The sequence below is a fragment of the Rathayibacter sp. Leaf248 genome, assembly GCF_920939495.1.
Lineage (GTDB): Bacteria > Actinomycetota > Actinomycetes > Actinomycetales > Microbacteriaceae > Rathayibacter > Rathayibacter caricis.
Genome location: NZ_CAKLAV010000001.1, coordinates 897,894 through 915,210, shown reverse-complemented (window position 1 = coordinate 915,210; position 17,317 = coordinate 897,894). Strand labels below are relative to the sequence as shown.

The following is a 17,317-nucleotide window of genomic DNA, read 5'->3' as shown; positions in this document are numbered from 1 at the left end:
GCCCGGCACCGACAGCATTCACCGACAGCTCTCATCGAACTTGCTGGCTTCAGGGGTCAATCCGGACTCGCTCGCCACGCAGTGACGCTCCCACTCTCTCCTGTGAGGTCTCACCCGTGGACAACGACGACGCGCACGCCCGCGCCCCGCGTCATCCGCTCGCGCCCGACTGGCTCGAGCAGCCCGAGGACGCCAACGCGCTCGACCCCGCCGTGTGGTCCGACAACGCCGCCCGCGGCTCCGACGGCTCCCTCGCCGTCGCGGGCGTCCCCGCGGCACGCCTGGTCGAGGAGTTCGGCACCCCGGTCTACGTGATCGACGAGGCCGACGCCCGCCGCCGGGCCGTGCAGACGCGCGAGGCCTTCGAGCGCGAGCTCGGCCGCATCGGCACCGACGTCACCGTGTACTACGCGGGCAAGGCGTTCCTCTCGACCGAGGTGGCCGGCTGGATGCGTGAGGAGGGCCTCAACATCGACGCGTGCAGCGTCGGCGAGTTCGCCGTCACCCAGGCCGCGGGCGTCGATCCGGCCCGCGTGGGCCTGCACGGCAACAACAAGTCGGTCGCCGAGATCGACCGGGTCGTCGCGGCGGGCATCGGGGCGATCGTGCTCGACAGCCTCATCGAGATCGAGCGCGTCGCCTCCGCCGCTGAGCGTCACGGCCGCGTGCAGAACGTGCGCCTCCGCGTCAACAGCGGCGTGCACGCGCACACCCACGAGTTCCTCGCGACCGCGCACGAGGACCAGAAGTTCGGCCTCCCTCTCTCGGACTGCCCGGCCGCGGTCGCGCGCATCCGCTCGCACGCGAGCCTGCGCTTCCTCGGCCTGCACTGCCACATCGGCTCGCAGATCTTCGGCTCCGCCGGGTTCGCGGAGTCGGCCTCGCGCCTCCTCGAGGTGCACGCGGGCCTGCTCGCCGACGGCCCCGTCCCCGACCTCAACCTCGGCGGCGGATTCGGCATCGCCTACACGAGCGCCGACGACCCCACTCCGATCGACGAGATCGCCGCGGCCATCGCCGACGCGGTCTCGGCGGAGTGCGCGCGTCACGGCATCCCGGTGCCCCACATCGCGATCGAGCCGGGCCGCTCGCTCATCGGTCCCGCAGGCCTCACCCTCTACGAGGTCGGCACGATCAAGGACGTCGTCGTGGGTGGCGAGGGCTCCACGAGCGTCCGCCGCTACGTCAGCGTCGACGGCGGGATGAGCGACAACGCCCGTCCGGCGCTGTACGGCGCCGACTACTCCGCCCGCCTCGCCGGCCGCGAGTCGGACGCCGAGCCCGCGCTCGTGCGCGTGGCGGGGAAGCACTGCGAGTCCGGCGACATCGTCGTGCACGACGAGTTCCTGCCCGCCGACGTGCACCCCGGCGATCTGCTCGCCGTCGCCGCGACAGGCGCCTACTGCTGGTCGCTCTCGAGCAACTACAACTACCTCGGCCGCCCACCCGTCGTCGCCGTGCGCGACGGGGAGGCCCGCGTCATCGTGCGCGGCGAGACCGAGGAGGACCTCCTCCGCCGCGATGCCGGCATCGAACGAAAGGCCACCAGCCGATGATCGAGTACCGCAGCCTCCGGGTCGCCCTCCTGGGCGCCGGGTCCGTCGGTGCCCAGGTGGCGCGACTCCTGCTCGACCACGGGGACGAGCTCGCCCAGCGGGTCGGCGCGCCCCTCGAGCTCGCCGGGGTCGCGGTGCGCGACCTCGACGCGCCGCGCACCGCCGACATCCCCCGCGAGTACCTGACGACCGACGCCGAGGCGCTGATCCTCGGGGCCGACATCGTGGTCGAGCTGATGGGCGGCATCGAACCGGCGCGCAGCTACATCCTGAAGGCGATCTCGTCGGGAGCCGACGTCATCACCGCGAACAAGGCGCTGCTCGCAGCGCACGGCACCGAGCTCTTCGAGGCCGCCGACCAGGTCGGCGCGCAGCTCAACTACGAGGCGGCGGTCGGCGGAGCGATCCCGATCATCCGGCCGCTGCGCGACAGCCTCGCGGGCGACCGGGTCCACCGGATCCTCGGCATCGTCAACGGCACGACCAACTACATCCTCGACCGGATGGACACCGAGCACGCGACGCTCGAGGAGTCGCTGGCCCGTGCGACCGAGCTCGGCTACGCCGAGGCCGATCCGACCGCCGACATCGAGGGCTACGACGCCGCCCAGAAGGCCGCGATCCTGGCGCGCCTCGCCTTCCACACCGACGTCCCGGTGACGATGGTGCACCGCGAGGGCATCACCGGCATCACGAAGCAGCAGGTCGACCAGGCGCGCGACTCCGGCTACGTCGTCAAGCTGCTCGCGATCTGCGAGCGTCTCGTCGACGCGAAGACGGGGGAGGAGGGTGTGTCGGCCCGCGTCTACCCGGCCCTCGTCCACCGTGCGCACCCCCTCGCGGCAGTGCACGGCGCCAACAATGCGGTCTTCGTCGAGGCCGAAGCCGCCGGCAGTCTGATGTTCTACGGAGCGGGCGCAGGAGGCATCGAGACTGCCTCAGCCGTCCTCGGAGACGTCGTCTCGGCCGCCCGGCGGCACGTCGTGGGAGGCCCCGGTCTCGTCACGAGCGCCAACTCGGGGCTGCCCGTCCTCCCCATCGGCCACGTCACCACGCGGTACCAGGTCACTCTCGAGGTCCTGGACCGTCCGGGTGTGCTCGCTCAGATCGCCGGGGTGTTCGCCGACCACGAGGTCTCGGTCGAGACCCTCGTGCAGACCCCGCCGTCGGCCGACCCGCTCGAGGAGCAGGTGTCCGGTCCGGAGCGCCGCGAGCCGACCGCTACCCTGGTCATCGGCACGCACGCGGCGGCAGAGTCCGATCTGGCGGCCACCGTCACCGCGCTGCACTCCCACGGGTTCGTCGGCGCCGTGACGTCAGTCCTACGAGTTGAAGGAGCCTGAGATGGCGAAGCAGTGGCGCGGAGTCCTGCACGAGTACGCGGACCGCCTCGATGTGACCGAGGCGACCCCCGTCATCACGCTCGGCGAGGGCGGCACGCCGCTCATCCCGGCCGCGGCCCTCTCGGCCCGCACCGGTGCGAAGGTCTGGGTCAAGTACGAGGGGATGAACCCCACCGGCTCCTTCAAGGACCGCGGCATGACCATGGCGATCTCGAAGGCCGTCGAGCACGGCGCCAAGGCCGTCATCTGCGCCTCGACCGGCAACACCTCCGCTTCCGCCGCCGCATACGCGACGCACGCGGGCATCACCGCCGCGGTGCTCGTGCCCGAGGGCAAGATCGCCCTGGGCAAGCTCAGCCAGGCGATCGCGCACAATGCGCAGCTGCTGCAGGTCCAGGGCAATTTCGACGACTGCCTCGACATCGCCCGCGACCTCGCGAAGAACTACCCGGTTCATCTGGTCAACTCGGTGAACCCCGACCGCATCGCCGGTCAGAAGACGGCTGCGTTCGAGGTCGTCGAGGTCCTGGGCGACGCGCCGGACTTCCACATCGTCCCCGTCGGCAACGCCGGCAACTACACGGCCTACTTCCGCGGCTACTCCGAGGAGCTGGAGCGCGGCGAGTCGACGAAGCTGCCGCGCATGTTCGGCTTCCAGGCCGAGGGCTCCGCGCCGATCGTGCACGGCGCGCCGGTACGCCACCCCGAGACCATCGCCAGCGCCATCCGCATCGGCAACCCCGCGTCGTGGGAGCTCGCGCTCAACGCGCGCACCGTCAGCGACGGCTACTTCGGCGCGATCAGCGACGCGAAGATCCTCGAGGCGTACCGCCTGCTCGCCGGCGAGGTCGGCGTGTTCGTCGAGCCCGCCTCCGCCATCAGCGTCGCGGGCCTGCTCGAGCGCGCCGAGGCCGGGCAGATCCCCAAGGACGCCACTGTCGTGCTGACGGTCACCGGCCACGGTCTGAAGGACCCCCAGTGGGCCCTTCGCACCGCCGACGGCTCCGACATCACTCCGACCGTCGTGCCGGTGGACACCGCCGCGATCGCGGACGTGCTGGGGCTGGCCGGCGCATGACCTCGGCGGTTCCCGTCGGCCGCACCGTCCACGTGAAGGTCCCCGCGACCTCCGCGAACCTCGGGCCCGGCTTCGACACGCTCGGGCTGGCGCTGTCGTCCTACGACGAGCTCGACGTGACGGCCGTGTCGGCGACCGGTGCGCGCGTGACCGTGCACGGTGTCGGCGAGGGGGAGGTGCCGACCGACGAGACGAACCTCGTCGTGCAGGCCATCGCCTACACCTTCCAGGACCAGCGCCAGGAGATGCCCGGCATCGACGTGACGGCGCGCAACATCATCCCGCACGGTCGCGGGATGGGCTCCTCCGGTGCGGCGATCGTGTCGGGGATCATGGCCGCGAAGGGCCTGCTCGACGGCATCGTCGAGCTCGACGCCGACGACCTGCTGCGCATCGCGACCGAGATGGAGGGGCACCCCGACAACGTGGCGCCCGCCCTCTTCGGCGGCCTGACCATCGCCTGGGTCGAGCCGTCCGGTGCCGACGACGCGCCGCTGCGCCCGCGCTCCAAGCGCCTGATGGTGCACCGCGGAGTCTCGCCCGTCGTCTTCGTGCCCGAGCACCAGATGTCGACCCGCCTCGCCCGCTCGCTGCAGCCGCAGAGCGTGCCCCACGAGGACGCCGTCTTCAACGTGTCGCGCTCGTCACTTCTGATCGCGGCGCTCATCCAGAGCCCGGAGCTGCTGTTCGCAGCGACCGAGGACAAGCTCCACCAGAACTACCGCGCGGCAGCGATGCCGCAGACGTCGGAGCTGATCGCGCTCCTGCGCTCGCACGGCTACGCCGCCGTCGTGTCCGGCGCAGGCCCCAGCGTCCTGGTGCTCTGCAGCGATCCTGCGCAGCGCCTCGCAGCGGCCGAACTGGTCGAGAAGGAGGCGCACTCGCCGTGGCGCGCCCACATGCTGGCCGTCGACTTCAAGGGTGCTACAGTGGGGATCGCATCCTGAGGAACCGCGTAACGAGCGGAATCTGTCCGAAGGATCGTCCCGATAACCACGGCCATCGCATCGTGTGAAGGGCGTCCACTGCTTCTCTTGCAGTTCGGCGTCCGGTCGTCCGCGCTCCTCCTGCGCTTTCCGAGGGGGACTGCGCGTTCGACCGAGAGCATCACGTGGATCAGAACACGTGATGGAACCGCACGGTCGATGAGCTCTCCCGGTGAGCAGTCGTTCCCGGGGGGAAGGAACCCTCTCCAGTGACAGATGTCAACACCCACGGCTCGACCGTGGAACTCAACGCCGACCTGTCGGCACTCCGCGTCGCAGAGCTCCAGGCTCTCGCGACGAGCCTCGGTCTCGGCGGAGCGTCCAAGCTCCGCAAGGGCGAGCTCGTGCAGGCGATCACGGACCTCCGCGCCGCCGCGGCGTCCGAGGAGCCGATCGTCGACGCGACCAGCGTCGAGGCCGAGCCCGCCGATGTGGCCGAGCAGGCCGCTCCGGTGCTCGAGGCTCCGGCCGAGGTGCCGGTTCCCGTCGAGAGCACCGAGGCCGACACGGCCGACGTGCTCGAGCAGGCGGCGCCGACCGTCGACGAGGCGCCGTCGCCCGTCGCCGAGGCCGCGCCGGTCGAGATCGAGCTCCCCTCCGCGGAGCAGGTCGCCGAGCCCGCCGAGCGCGCCCCCCGTCGCCGGAGCTCGCGTCGCGCGTCCAGCGGCACCGTCGCCGCGGGCGAGCACCTCAACATCCCCGGAGGGACGGGCGTCGAGTCGCTCATCCCCGACCTGCCGGTGATCGAGAAGATCCCCGAGGCCGAGCAGGCCCCGAAGCCGGTCATCGAGATCGAGCTGCCCAACGGGCCCGATTCCGACGACTCCTCCCGCGAGGGCGGTCAGCGCGAGCGTCGCGGCCGTCGCCGCAGCCGCGGCGGTGCCGCCGAGCAGAACGACCAGGCCGAGCAGTCGGAGGCCGTCGACTCGAACCCGGACGACTCCGCCGAGGCGCGGAACGACTCCGACCAGAACCAGGGCGACCAGCAGAACGGCGAGCAGCAGGGGACCGGCCGCGGCCGCAACCGCCGCAACCGGAACCGCAACCGCAGCGACGACCGTGCCGACCAGCAGGGCCAGAACGGCGGCCAGCAGCAGAACGGCCAGGGCAACCAGAACGGCCAGGGCAACCAGAACGGGCAGGGCAACCAGAACGGCCAGCCCGCCGCCGCTCAGCAGTCGGCCGGACCGGCCCAGGGCGCGCAGAACGGCCAGCAGGCCGAGGGCGAGGACGGCCGCCGCAGCCGTTACCGCGACCGCAAGCGTCGCGGCACCACCGTCGGCGACGACTTCGAGCCCGAGATCAGCGAGGACGACGTCCTCATCCCGGTCGCCGGCATCCTCGACGTGCTCGACAACTACGCCTTCGTGCGCACCACCGGCTACCTGCCCGGCGTCAGCGACGTCTACGTCTCGCTCGGCCAGGTCAAGAAGTACAACCTGCGCAAGGGCGACGCGGTCGTCGGCGCCATCCGCCAGCCTCGCGAGGGCGAAGGCGGCGGCCGCCAGAAGTACAACGCGATCGTCAGGGTCGACTCCATCAACGGGCAGACCGTCGAGGAGGCCGCGGCGCGCGTCGAGTTCCAGAAGCTCACGCCGCTCTACCCGACCGAGCGCCTGCGCCTCGAGACCGAGCCGGGCAAGCTGACCCAGCGCATCATCGATCTCGTCGCTCCGATCGGCAAGGGACAGCGCGGCCTCATCGTCGCGCCGCCCAAGGCCGGCAAGACGATCGTCCTTCAGCAGATCGCCAACGCGATCGTGCAGAACAACCCCGAAGTGCACCTCATGGTCGTCCTGGTCGACGAGCGTCCGGAGGAGGTCACCGACATGCAGCGCACCGTGCGCGGCGAGGTCGTCGCCTCCACCTTCGACCGCCCGGCCGAGGACCACACCACCGTCGCCGAGCTCGCCATCGAGCGCGCCAAGCGCCTCGTCGAGCTGGGCCACGACGTCGTCGTGCTGCTCGACTCGATCACTCGTCTGGGCCGCGCCTACAACGTGACGGCGCCCGCCTCCGGCCGTGTCCTCTCGGGTGGGGTCGACGCGTCGGCGCTGTACCCGCCGAAGAAGTTCTTCGGTGCGGCGCGCAACATCGAGAACGGCGGCTCGCTCACCATCCTCGCCACGGCGCTCATCGAGACCGGGTCGAAGATGGACGAGGTGATCTTCGAGGAGTTCAAGGGCACCGGCAACATGGAGCTCCGCCTCTCGCGCCACCTCGCCGACAAGCGGATCTTCCCGGCGGTCGACGTCAACGCGTCCGGCACTCGCCGCGAGGAGATGCTCCTCAGCCAGGACGAGGTCAAGATCACCTGGAAGCTGCGTCGCGCCCTCGCCGGCCTCGACCAGCAGCAGGCGCTCGAGATCATCCTGTCGCGCCTGAAGGAGACGTCCTCGAACGTCGAGTTCCTGATGCAGGTCTCGAAGTCGGCCGTGGGCCCGACCACCGCCGGTCACAGCAACGGCCACCACTAGCGCCCTCACGTCCGCGGTCGCCCCTTCTCAGGGGCGGCCGCGGACGTTTTCGCGTCCCCGGGGACGCGTCGGTGCCCGTCGAAACGGACCTGCCGCCCCGCCTCTGCTGGTCGAGTAGCCGCCGAAGGCGGCGTATCGAGACCCCCACTTCTCCACCCCACTCCGGAAGCCAGGCCCCTCTCATGTTCGAATCCGTCAGCGTCCTCCTCGCCGAGCACGAGGACCTGCAGACGCAGCTCTCCGACCCGGCTCTGCACGCCGACGCGGCGCGCGCGAAGAAGGTCAACCGCCGGTACGCCGAGCTGAGCCAGATCAAGGCGGCGCACGCCGCGTGGATCCAGTCGGGCGAGGACCTGGAGGCCGCGCGCGAGCTCGCCCGCGAGGACGACGCGTTCGCGGAGGAGGTCCCGGAGCTCGAGGAGTCCCTCCGCGTCGCTCAGGAGAAGCTCCGCCGCCTCCTGATCCCGCGCGACCCCGACGACGGCCGTGACGTGATCATGGAGATCAAGGGCGGCGAGGGCGGAGCCGAGAGTGCGCTGTTCGCCGCCGACCTGCTCCGCATGTACCTGCACTACGCCGAGGCGAAGGGCTGGAAGACCGAGATCCTCGACCGCGACGAGTCCGACCTCGGCGGCTACAAGAACGTGCAGGTCGCGATCAAGAGCAACGCCACCGACCCCTCGCAAGGCGTCTGGGCCCACCTGAAGTACGAGGGCGGCGTCCACCGCGTGCAGCGCGTCCCCGTGACGGAGTCGCAGGGACGCATCCACACGTCGACCACCGGCGTCCTGGTGTTCCCCGAGGTCGACGCTCCCGAAGAGGTCGCGATCAACCAGAACGACCTGAAGATCGACGTCTACCGCTCGTCCGGCCCTGGCGGCCAGTCGGTCAACACGACCGACTCCGCGGTGCGCATCACGCACCTCCCGACCGGCATCGTCGTCTCGATGCAGAACGAGAAGAGCCAGCTGCAGAACCGCGAGGCCGGCATGCGCGTCCTGCGCGCCCGCATCCTCGCGCGTCAGCAGGAGGAGATCGCCGCGGCCGCGTCCGACGCCCGGAAGACCCAGATCCGCACCATGGACCGCTCCGAGCGCATCCGCACCTACAACTTCCCCGAGAACCGCATCGCCGACCACCGCACCGGCTACAAGGCGTACAACCTCGACGGGGTCATGAACGGAGCACTCGACCCCGTCGTCGAGAGCGCCATCCAGGCCGACGAGGAGACCCGCCTGGCCGAGATCGGCTCCGAGGAGTCGTGAGCGCGGTGACCACCTCCGTGGACGCCCGTGCCCTCCTCGCCGACGCCGTCTCGCGCCTGACCCGCTCGCACGTCCCGAACGCCGACATCGACGCCGAGCTCCTGCTGGGTCACCTCCTGGGCCTCGGGCGCGGCGAATTGCAGGCGCGGCTGATCACCGGCCTCCTGCTCGAGGAGCCGATGGCCGACGCGTTCGACCGCTTCGTCGAGCGCCGCTCCGCCCGCGAGCCGCTCCAGCACATCACCGGAGTCGCCCCGTTCCGCAGTATCGAGCTCGCGGTCGGCCCCGGCGTCTTCGTGCCGCGACCCGAGACGGAGGGCGTCGCGCAACTGGCGATTGACGCACTGCGCTCCGTCGCTGACCCGTCACCCCTTGCTGTCGATCTCGGCACCGGGAGCGGTGCCCTCGCGCTCGCCCTGGCACACGAGGTCCCTCACGCCCGCGTCATCGGTGTCGAGAACTCCGTGGAGGCCTTCATCTGGGCGCGGGGGAACCGCGATCGCCTGCGGCTCGAGAACGCCCGCATCGTCTTCTCCGATCTGGCGGACGCTCTGCCCGACCTCGACGGCACGGTGTCGGTCGTCGTCTCCAACCCGCCGTACATCCCCTCGGCCGCGATTCCCCGCGACCCGGAGGTCCGCCTCTTCGATCCCCCCGCCGCCCTGTACGGCGGCGAGGACGGACTGGACGTCGTGCGCCAGCTGTCACACACTGCGCGCCGTCTGCTGCGACCCGGGGGAGTGCTCGTGATCGAGCACGGAGAGCTGCAGGGGGCTGAGATCCGGGATTTGCTGACCGCGGACGGGTGGCGCGGAGCGACGACGCAGCGCGACCTGACGGGCCGCGACCGGTCGACGGTGGCGGTGCGCTGAACGAGAGGCGTCGCAGGGGTCAGAGCCAGCAGAACCGGGGCGATGGGTCGACGTCTCGCCAGCGGAGCGGATCGACCCCTTCCCCACCACTCAGTCGTCGAGGCATCCGACGACTGCTGCCTTGAGGAATCCGGCCGTCTGGTAGACGTAGGACCACAACCACTCCGCCGGATTCCGATTCTCGCGGGCTTCGACGACAGCGACGGACCGCGTCGAGCACGACATCGCGATCCACCGTGCTCGTGAGACGTGCGCAGTGCCTGTCACGTACGCGATGTCCGTCCACCCTTCTCGTCGAGCTATCCCCTCGACGGCTGACACTTCACCACGGGTGGTCGACGGGCTCGCGATAAAGCAGAGTTTCGTGCTTGCGCAGTAGTCGCGTCCGTCCACCGTCACACTGGATCCGTCCGGCGGCACGGACAGCACGAGCGCATCCGCCCGGCCGTGATCGATCAGCCACTCGGCGGTCCACAGGCGTTCCTGGTCGATCGGTCCGAGCACGACGACCACGTCAACGTGATCGATGTCGTCCGAGACGGGGAATACGTACAGCGGAAGGCCGGCGACGACACCTGCCGCCAGTAGGAGAACGGCCGACGACGCGACAACGAAGCCGGGCCGGAACTGCCTTGTCGCCGTCACCGAGTCCGGGTCAGGACGCGCTCGTTGCGGCGGAGCGGCGCAGCGGCGGCTCTCGACGGTAAGGCGGCTGACGAGGTCGCGGCAGAATCAGCGGAGCGCTTTCCCACCCGTGAGCCCGCGAGCCCGATGAGGGCGAAGAACAGCATGTTCGGCGCGTACCAGGTGAGTGCATCGAACGAGAGGAACATCACCACGACGCTGAGGATGAGGATCCGGCTGGTCGCAGAGCCGGCGATCAACCCGAGGGTGATGATCGTGAACAGGACGACGACGGCAGCGAGGCCCCCGGTACCGAGGGTGTTGACGAACTGATTGTCCACCGCTCTGAACCCGTCCTGCTGCAGGAATCCCCGATCGAAGAGATCAGGGATGGAGTTGCGGCCACTGCCGAAGGACGATTCGAACGAAGACCTCCTTGTGATGAGTTCGCCGATGCTCTCGTAAGCACCTGCACGGTGGGAGTAGGAACCCGAATTGAGGAGTTCAGCCAGCGCGGCGTCGAGAGATGCGCGGATCGAGGGGATCAGGAGGGACGCACCGGCGGCCGTGACGGCGACGATGGCGTTACGCAGCCGGGCACCGAAAGTCCGCGCTGCGAGCACGGCGGAGACGACGACTGCGACGAGGATGGCGAGGAGCGCGCTCCGGGTGCCGGAGATGACCAGCCCCACCGCGATCAGCAGGAGAGCCAGCACCCGCCCCGAGAGGGGCCACTGGACGCTGTTCCTCCAGAGAAGCGTGAAAGTGACGAGATAGATCACTGAGAGGACGATCGGATGCCCGGCTGTACCCGAGGAGCGAAGAATGCCTTCCCCGAGGAGAGGGTTCGGGTAGCCGTTGGGCGCCGAATCGGAGAAGCCCCAGACAGGTGGAGTGCTGAGGGTGAATTCGACGACGGAGAGAGCTACTTGTCCGAATGCGAACAGGACGAGCAGACGCGCGAACACGACGAAATCCTGCTCCGAGAATTGCGAGAACATCGCACACGCGACCACCGGAACGGCGATACCGATCGGGAGCGTGCCGCCGATGTCGTCATTGAGAAGCGCAGAGAAGGCGATCAGACCGACCCATGCGGTTACGAGAAGCAGAGCGAGCTTGGCGGCTGAAGGTCGCGGGCTGGTGGAGAGCTGCGTCGCGCGGATCATGGCGACCACCATCACCACGAGACCGACCATCTGGGATGACGCCTGGATGACGACCGGCGCTGTATTCGCTCCGCCGACGAAGACCGCGGCCAGAGCCACGACTGCAGCTACCCCCCTGACGTGGGTGGCGGGAACTCCGAGGATGATGACGACGAATGCGAGCGCCAGCGGACCGGCCCACACGTAGACGTAGTTCTCAAAGCCGACGAGGAGTCCCAGGAGAAGCCCCACGGCCACGAGTCCGCCCGCCAGGACTGCTACGGCGGCGCCGTTGCCCGTCGTGGCCGTGCTCACGGTTCTGGTTGTCATACCCTCGACTGTACTGGAGCAGGTCTCGTGGGTGACGGTCCTGTCGCGCCCGTGCGGACTCCGAGAACTGGAACGAAAGGTCAAGTCATGCGCCCTGCGGCGAGAATTGCCTACTTCTCCGTACCTGACGTCTCTTATCCTCGGAACGAACGGATCAGAAGTCATCTGAGAAGCGAAGGACTCGCTGTCGCAGTGCTCGCACCGGTCGGTAACGCCCGTGGCCTGATAGGCAAAATCGAGAAGGTCAGGAACCTTCTTCGTGGCGGGATGCGGAGCGACGTCATCGTCGTCGCCGAATTCAGTCTCTCCTATGCTCTGGTCGCGAAGGCGATAGCGGTGTTGACGAGATGCCGACTGGTCGTGGACGGATTCGTCGGCCTGTATGAGACGGACATCGGAGACCTGGAGAAGGCGTCTGCAGTGTCTCCGCGAGCTCGCGTACTGGCTCTACTCGACTGGTGCGCGGTCGTCGTCGCAGATCTCTACCTGATCGATACGGAGGTGCGAGCGGAGACGATTCGCCGCAGGCATCCGAGCGCGAAGGTCCTCTCGCTTCCCGTCGGCTCGCCCTCGTGGGCTGTTCCGCAGCCCGGGCGGAAGAGGAACGGGGAGGATTCTCTCCTTCGAGTGCTGTACTACGGGAACTACATTCCGCTTCACGGAGTCGACCTGGTCATCGACGCCATCGCCAAGAGTGAGCTTCGGGGAAAGGTCGAACTGACGCTCATCGGCGACGGGAGGACGAGGCCCGAGGTGGAACGAAGAGTCCGAGCGGCGGGCGTGCAGGCCGCCTGTCGATTCCTCGAGGCCGTCCCCGCGGAGAAGCTGCCTGACCACATCCGCGAGAGCGACGTGGTACTCGGCATCTTCGGAGACTCCCTCAAAGCCCGCTCCGTCATCGCCAACAAGGTGTGGCAGGGCCTGTCGTGTGGTCGCACCGTCGTGACGCGCGCCAGTCCGGCTCTCGAGGAGATCGCCGATGTCGTCGGCGACCAGCTGATTCAAATCGGCCCCTCATCGGACGAGTTGGCCGACGAACTGCTGCGCCTCCATTCGACCGGCACCGGCGGGTCCGGCTTCTCAGCTGCAGCTGAGGGGCTGGAGGCGTACGTCGACGCCTGTTACGGACGACTCACCGCTTTCCTTCGAGAGTGACGGTGGTGGTGCCGGCGCCTCGGAGTCGGATGTCGAGGGTGGCGGGGGCGGTGCTCTCTTTGGATTTGACGATGATCTGGGGTCCGAGGCCGCCGGGGCCGTCGTCTTGTCGGAGGGCGATTGTGGTGCTCGAGTCGCCGGTTTGGGTGCGGATGTAGTCGGTGACGTCGAGGGTGCGGATGCTGGGGGTTCCGGTGATGCTCGTCGTGCCGACGGGGTAGTCGAGGGCGGGTTTGTTCGCGAAGGTGAGGGTGGATTCGCTCCAGGTCCCGGAGACGGCGTAGCCGGTGAGGGTGGCTGTTGCGGTGCTGCTGACGGTGTTCGCGGTGAACGAGAGCGTCGCGGATTCGATGTCCGCGTCAGCGAGTTCGGAGAGATCGAACCCGAGGTAGGCGAACTGCTCCCAGTCGGGGTAGGGCGTTTTCTGCAGGATCTGCAGGTTCGTGGCCTTCCCGAAGTTGGATGACGCGGTGGACGTGCCGCCCTGAACGAACCCGTCCGCGACCACCGACGACACTACCTTCGTGCTGGTTCCGGGCTGCTGGGTGACGGGGACGCAGTCGGTGCTCGCGGATCGGGTCGCTCCGATGGTCGCGGTGGCGACGATCCAGCTGCCGACGCGGAAGGACCCCGTGGTGGTGAAGGCGGCCGTTCCGTCGGCGCTGGTGCGGACGGTGAGGGGCGGCAGCGGTGTGGCGGCGGCCGGAACCGGTGCGCAGGTGAGGCGGTTGTTCACGGCGAGGTTCACGACGATGTCGGTGCTCGGAGGGCCGGTGAGGGTTCCGGTGACTGTTCCCGTGGACTCCGCGGTCGAGGTCGCCGTGGTGATGCTTGGTGCGGTGACGGTGGTGGTGCCCGCGCCTCGGAGTCGGATGTCGAGGGTGGCGGGGGCGGTGCTCTCTTTGGATTTGACGATGATCTGGGGTCCGAGGCCGCCGGGGCCGTCGTCTTGTCGGAGGGCGATTGTGGTGCTCGAGTCGCCGGTTTGGGTGCGGATGTAGTCGGTGACGTCGAGGGTGCGGATGCTGGGGGTTCCGGTGATGCTCGTCGTGCCGACGGGGTAGTCGAGGGCGGGTTTGTTCGCGAAGGTGAGGGTGGATTCGCTCCAGGTCCCGGAGACGGCGTAGCCGGTGAGGGTGGCTGTTGCGGTGCTGCTGACGGTGTTCGCGGTGAACGAGAGCGTCGCGGATTCGATGTCCGCGTCAGCGAGTTCGGAGAGATCGAACCCGAGGTAGGCGAACTGCTCCCAGTCGGGGTAGGGCGTTTTCTGCAGGATCTGCAGGTTCGTGGCCTTCCCGAAGTTGGATGACGCGGTGGACGTGCCGCCCTGAACGAACCCGTCCGCGACCACCGACGACACCACCTTCAAGGCGTCCGTGACGATGATCGTCTGACTCGCGATCACGTGATCGCGGTCGATATCGGCTGCTGCGGAGATGCGGGCCGTTCCTGCAGCGATGCCCGTGACCCGTCCCTGCGAGTCGACAGTCGCCGCCGCGGGATTCGATGACGACCACGTCACGGAAGGCGAGACGGAGGCGCCGTCTGCTCGCGCGAAGGACGCGAGCATCGACTCGGAACGACGCGCTTCGATCGAGCTCCACGTCGTCCGCATGGCGGCCGAGGCGTGGCGAGTGACAGGGGCAGGTGATTCCGAGACGAGATCGGGACCGATGGCGCTGAACTCGTCGACTTTCGCAGTCCTGTCGCCGGCTCCATCACCGTGTACCGAGAGCTTCAAGTATCGATAGGGGGTCGGTGAGGTCCACAGCCAGGACCACTGTGCGGTCTTCGCGACCTTGCTCGTCCCTGTGAAGGCCGTCCGCCACGTCGAGTTGTCCTGAGAAGCGAGGATCTCGTACTTGGCCCCGAGCTGCGGAACGACGTCCCAGACGATCTCGACGTGTTTGACGGACACAGGACGGCCGTAGTCGAACGTGACGGACTGGTCCCCGCTCACCGCCCACGGTCCATTGACTCGGCCGTCGGAGAGGAGCGCAGTCGTGGCCTGCGAAGCGGTGGCCGTCACGCTGCGAGGACGGATCGCACCCGGATGAAGGCGGATGCTGTACACCGTCGGCGCCTTCCCTGCCTCGGTCACGGAGACGGTGGCGACGCCCGGGACCGCTCCGGCTTGCTTGATCTCGACGGAAGCGCCGCTGACCGAGGGCACTGCAGTGATCGTGGGAACGGCATCTCCGGCCGAGACGGGAACGGAGTACGAGGATCTCGACGGCCTGAAACCCTGCACGGATTCGCCACCGACGGAGATGGTCTGAAGACCGCTCTGGGTGAGAGTTCCCGGCCAGCTGCTGAGAGGCGTCACGGAAGACGGCGACGGGATCTCGGTGCCGACGACAGGCACCAGTTCCACGGCGAGCGTGAAGTTCGACGCGCTCGGCAGGTGGATGGCCAGTTTCTTGACGCGCGGGACGACGGGTTGGCCTGTGGGCCACGGCGAAGCCGGCAAGGGCGTGGCTGCCATGTAGCTGAATGTCGGACCGTCTCCCGAGACGATCCGCGCAATGACCTGTTTTCCCTCTTGCGTGAGGACGGCGGAGCGGCCATCAGCGCTGACGGCGACGTCCGCGTTCGTGTGCATGAACCACCATGCGTCGGATGCTTTCGAGAGCGTCACCTCGTCCTGAACGAGGAGACGCTGCCGCGAATCGAGGAGCGACAGCCCTCGCTTCCACGACGAGACGAGCCCTGGATGCTCACCGTTCAGAGTGGCGATCGCGGATCCGCTCTCGGCATCCGAGCGCTTCAAGGCGACTGCGGACACGGAGGTCAGGGTCGGCAGGGCGGCGCCATTACCGAACGCGAGTGTGTTCTGGCCCTCCGGACGAGTCACGTAGTAGTCCCAGCGCGAACCGCCCGCCGCCGAATCCTCGAAACCTGCGAGATCGTAATTCTCCGGATTGGTCTCCGTCGCCCAATTCACCCCGAGAGCGTCGAAGGTGAAGTCGCCGTTGTCGAGATTCCCGTGAGACCGCCGAGCGCTGCTCGACGCCCTCATCGCGGCGCTCGAGGCGAGCTCATCCGTCCAGGACGACCGCAGCGTGGCGACGCCGACATCCTTGTACTCTGCGTCGAGCGGTAGTGCGTCCTGGGCTGCACGTGTGGTCTCGGTCGGCGGCTGGTACCACAGCATTGCGCGCGCGGAGATCTCGTCCCTGTCCTCCGCCCGCGAGCCACTGACGGCCCGCTCGACGAGACTTGCATCCTTGTAGAGCTTCGCGAGCCCCAAGAGCTGCAGAGTCATCGGGGAGTCCGGCCAGGCGTCTCCGAAGTTGAAGGAACGGCCGCTGGCGCCCGTCATTCGGACGGCGAACTGGCCCGTCCGCGCGAAGCCGGGGTTCGAGAGGATCCCCTGGTCGGAGCCTGTCGCCGAGACCAGCGCACTCGCCAACGTAGTCAGATACCCCGTCGCGTAGGACCAGTAGGAGATCCCCTCTTCGTAACCACCGTCGGAGTTGTAGCCGGCGAGGCCATTGGGCAGTGATGTCGACATCTTGGACAGGATCGTCTGCGACTCTGCGGGAAGTTCCGCCGAGAAGGAGAGGGCCGCGAGGGTGAGCCCCCCGTTGCTGATCACGTTCCAGTTCGTCTGCGTGCCTACCCAGTAGGACCCGGCGTTGTACTGCTCTATTCCGGGCTTCATTCCCAAGTTCTTCACTGACGTCGTCAGCTTCGTTCTGCGTTCGTTCGACCAGTACGGCTGCAGCCAGTCGTATCCGATCGCGAAAGCATGACTCATCTCCGCCGTGTCCAGGAAGTGCGACGGGTTCCAGTCCGGGAAGGTTCCCGCTGCTTCCAAGTCGGACCACAACCTCTCGGCATATCTGCTCTCGCCAGTCATCTGGTAGACGAAGGCAAGGGTGTAAGCGCGATCGACGAGCGTCTGGCTGACGCTGAGCAGACGTCCCCCGGTCTTGTCGTACCGCACCGTCGGCGCCGTCAGCATTCCGTCCGCAGTCCTCTTCAGCTGTCTGTACCAGCTGCCGAGTGTCGGTTGCGTCGAGAGCCGGCTCCGCATGTCTGCGAAGCCGGAGGCGTCGACGAGGAGTTTCGGATGCGACGTCTTGACAGCCGAGACGGAGACGCTCTTGACCTCGGTCACGGCGGCTTCCGCCGAATGCTGCGGAACCAGTACTGTTCCCGCGATCACGCCCACGAGAGCGATCGCACTCATCACCTTGACCGCCCTCATCCGCGCGAGGGGAGTTCTCCTACTGAGGCTTCGGCCTCTCGGACGCGCCAGAACTGCTCTGAGTGACATTCGTTCCTCTTCTCCGCTTGCGCGAAACGAGGAGGAGTCGAGGCGAGATCCTTCCGAAGAACGTCGAGAGCCGAAGGGCGTCCTCGATCCTCCTTTCTGAGGCTAGGTCGCACGTCCTTTCAGCAGAGCCCGGCAAACGAGTGCCAAGGCGGGCGAATAATCCTCGTCCTCCGGAGCGGTCGGCGGAAGAGCTCGAGAAGC

Annotated in this window: 11 protein-coding genes; 8 read left to right on the top strand and 3 right to left on the bottom strand. The window is 68.3% G+C overall.

Features of this window, described 5'->3' with window-relative positions:
- The first annotated feature begins 116 nt into the window (after positions 1–116).
- From lysA to prmC, 7 genes are all read left to right on the top strand, one after another.
- The gene (gene lysA, locus LRG51_RS04545) at positions 117–1,556 is read left to right on the top strand and encodes a diaminopimelate decarboxylase (protein WP_230671387.1); all 1,440 of its coding nucleotides are present in this window, start codon (positions 117–119) and stop codon (positions 1,554–1,556) included.
- Positions 1,553–2,899, top strand: a complete 1,347-nt coding sequence (locus tag LRG51_RS04540; protein WP_055788561.1) for a homoserine dehydrogenase — start codon at positions 1,553–1,555, stop codon at positions 2,897–2,899. The genes lysA and LRG51_RS04540 overlap by 4 nt, the downstream gene beginning before the upstream one ends.
- 1 nt (position 2,900) lies before the next feature.
- A complete protein-coding gene (gene thrC, locus LRG51_RS04535) occupies positions 2,901–3,977 on the top strand; it encodes a threonine synthase (protein WP_055788563.1) in 1,077 nt (358 codons plus the stop codon).
- Positions 3,974–4,924 (top strand): homoserine kinase, encoded by a 951-nt coding sequence (thrB, locus tag LRG51_RS04530; RefSeq protein ID WP_055788568.1) that lies wholly within the window; start codon positions 3,974–3,976, stop codon positions 4,922–4,924. The genes thrC and thrB overlap by 4 nt, the downstream gene beginning before the upstream one ends.
- Before the next feature lie 248 nt (positions 4,925–5,172).
- Positions 5,173–7,440 (top strand): transcription termination factor Rho, encoded by a 2,268-nt coding sequence (rho, locus tag LRG51_RS04525; RefSeq protein WP_230671385.1) that lies wholly within the window; start codon positions 5,173–5,175, stop codon positions 7,438–7,440.
- A gap of 182 nt (positions 7,441–7,622) precedes the next feature.
- A complete protein-coding gene (prfA, locus tag LRG51_RS04520; RefSeq protein ID WP_055788573.1) occupies positions 7,623–8,705 on the top strand; it encodes a peptide chain release factor 1 in 1,083 nt (360 codons plus the stop codon).
- On the top strand, positions 8,702–9,577 hold the full coding sequence (prmC, locus tag LRG51_RS04515) for a peptide chain release factor N(5)-glutamine methyltransferase (RefSeq protein WP_055788578.1): 876 nt from the start codon (positions 8,702–8,704) through the stop codon (positions 9,575–9,577). The genes prfA and prmC overlap by 4 nt, the downstream gene beginning before the upstream one ends.
- Positions 9,578–9,667: 90 nt before the next feature.
- Here prmC and LRG51_RS04510 read toward each other — a convergent pair whose 3' ends face one another.
- Positions 9,668–10,222, bottom strand: coding sequence for a hypothetical protein (locus LRG51_RS04510; protein WP_055788581.1), 555 nt, complete (start codon positions 10,220–10,222; stop codon positions 9,668–9,670).
- Complete coding sequence (locus tag LRG51_RS04505) at positions 10,219–11,679, bottom strand: O-antigen ligase family protein (RefSeq protein WP_230671383.1); 1,461 nt, start codon at positions 11,677–11,679, stop codon at positions 10,219–10,221. The genes LRG51_RS04510 and LRG51_RS04505 overlap by 4 nt, the downstream gene beginning before the upstream one ends.
- A gap of 192 nt (positions 11,680–11,871) precedes the next feature.
- On the opposite strand from LRG51_RS04505, the gene LRG51_RS04500 reads away from it, so the two are divergent.
- A complete protein-coding gene (locus tag LRG51_RS04500) occupies positions 11,872–12,834 on the top strand; it encodes a glycosyltransferase (protein WP_162238026.1) in 963 nt (320 codons plus the stop codon).
- Here the strand turns inward: LRG51_RS04500 and LRG51_RS04495 are convergent.
- A complete protein-coding gene (locus LRG51_RS04495) occupies positions 12,812–17,047 on the bottom strand; it encodes a CBM96 family carbohydrate-binding protein (protein ID WP_230671381.1) in 4,236 nt (1,411 codons plus the stop codon). The two genes, LRG51_RS04500 and LRG51_RS04495, sit on opposite strands and share 23 nt — an antisense overlap.
- Between the last annotated feature and the right edge of the window lie 270 nt (positions 17,048–17,317).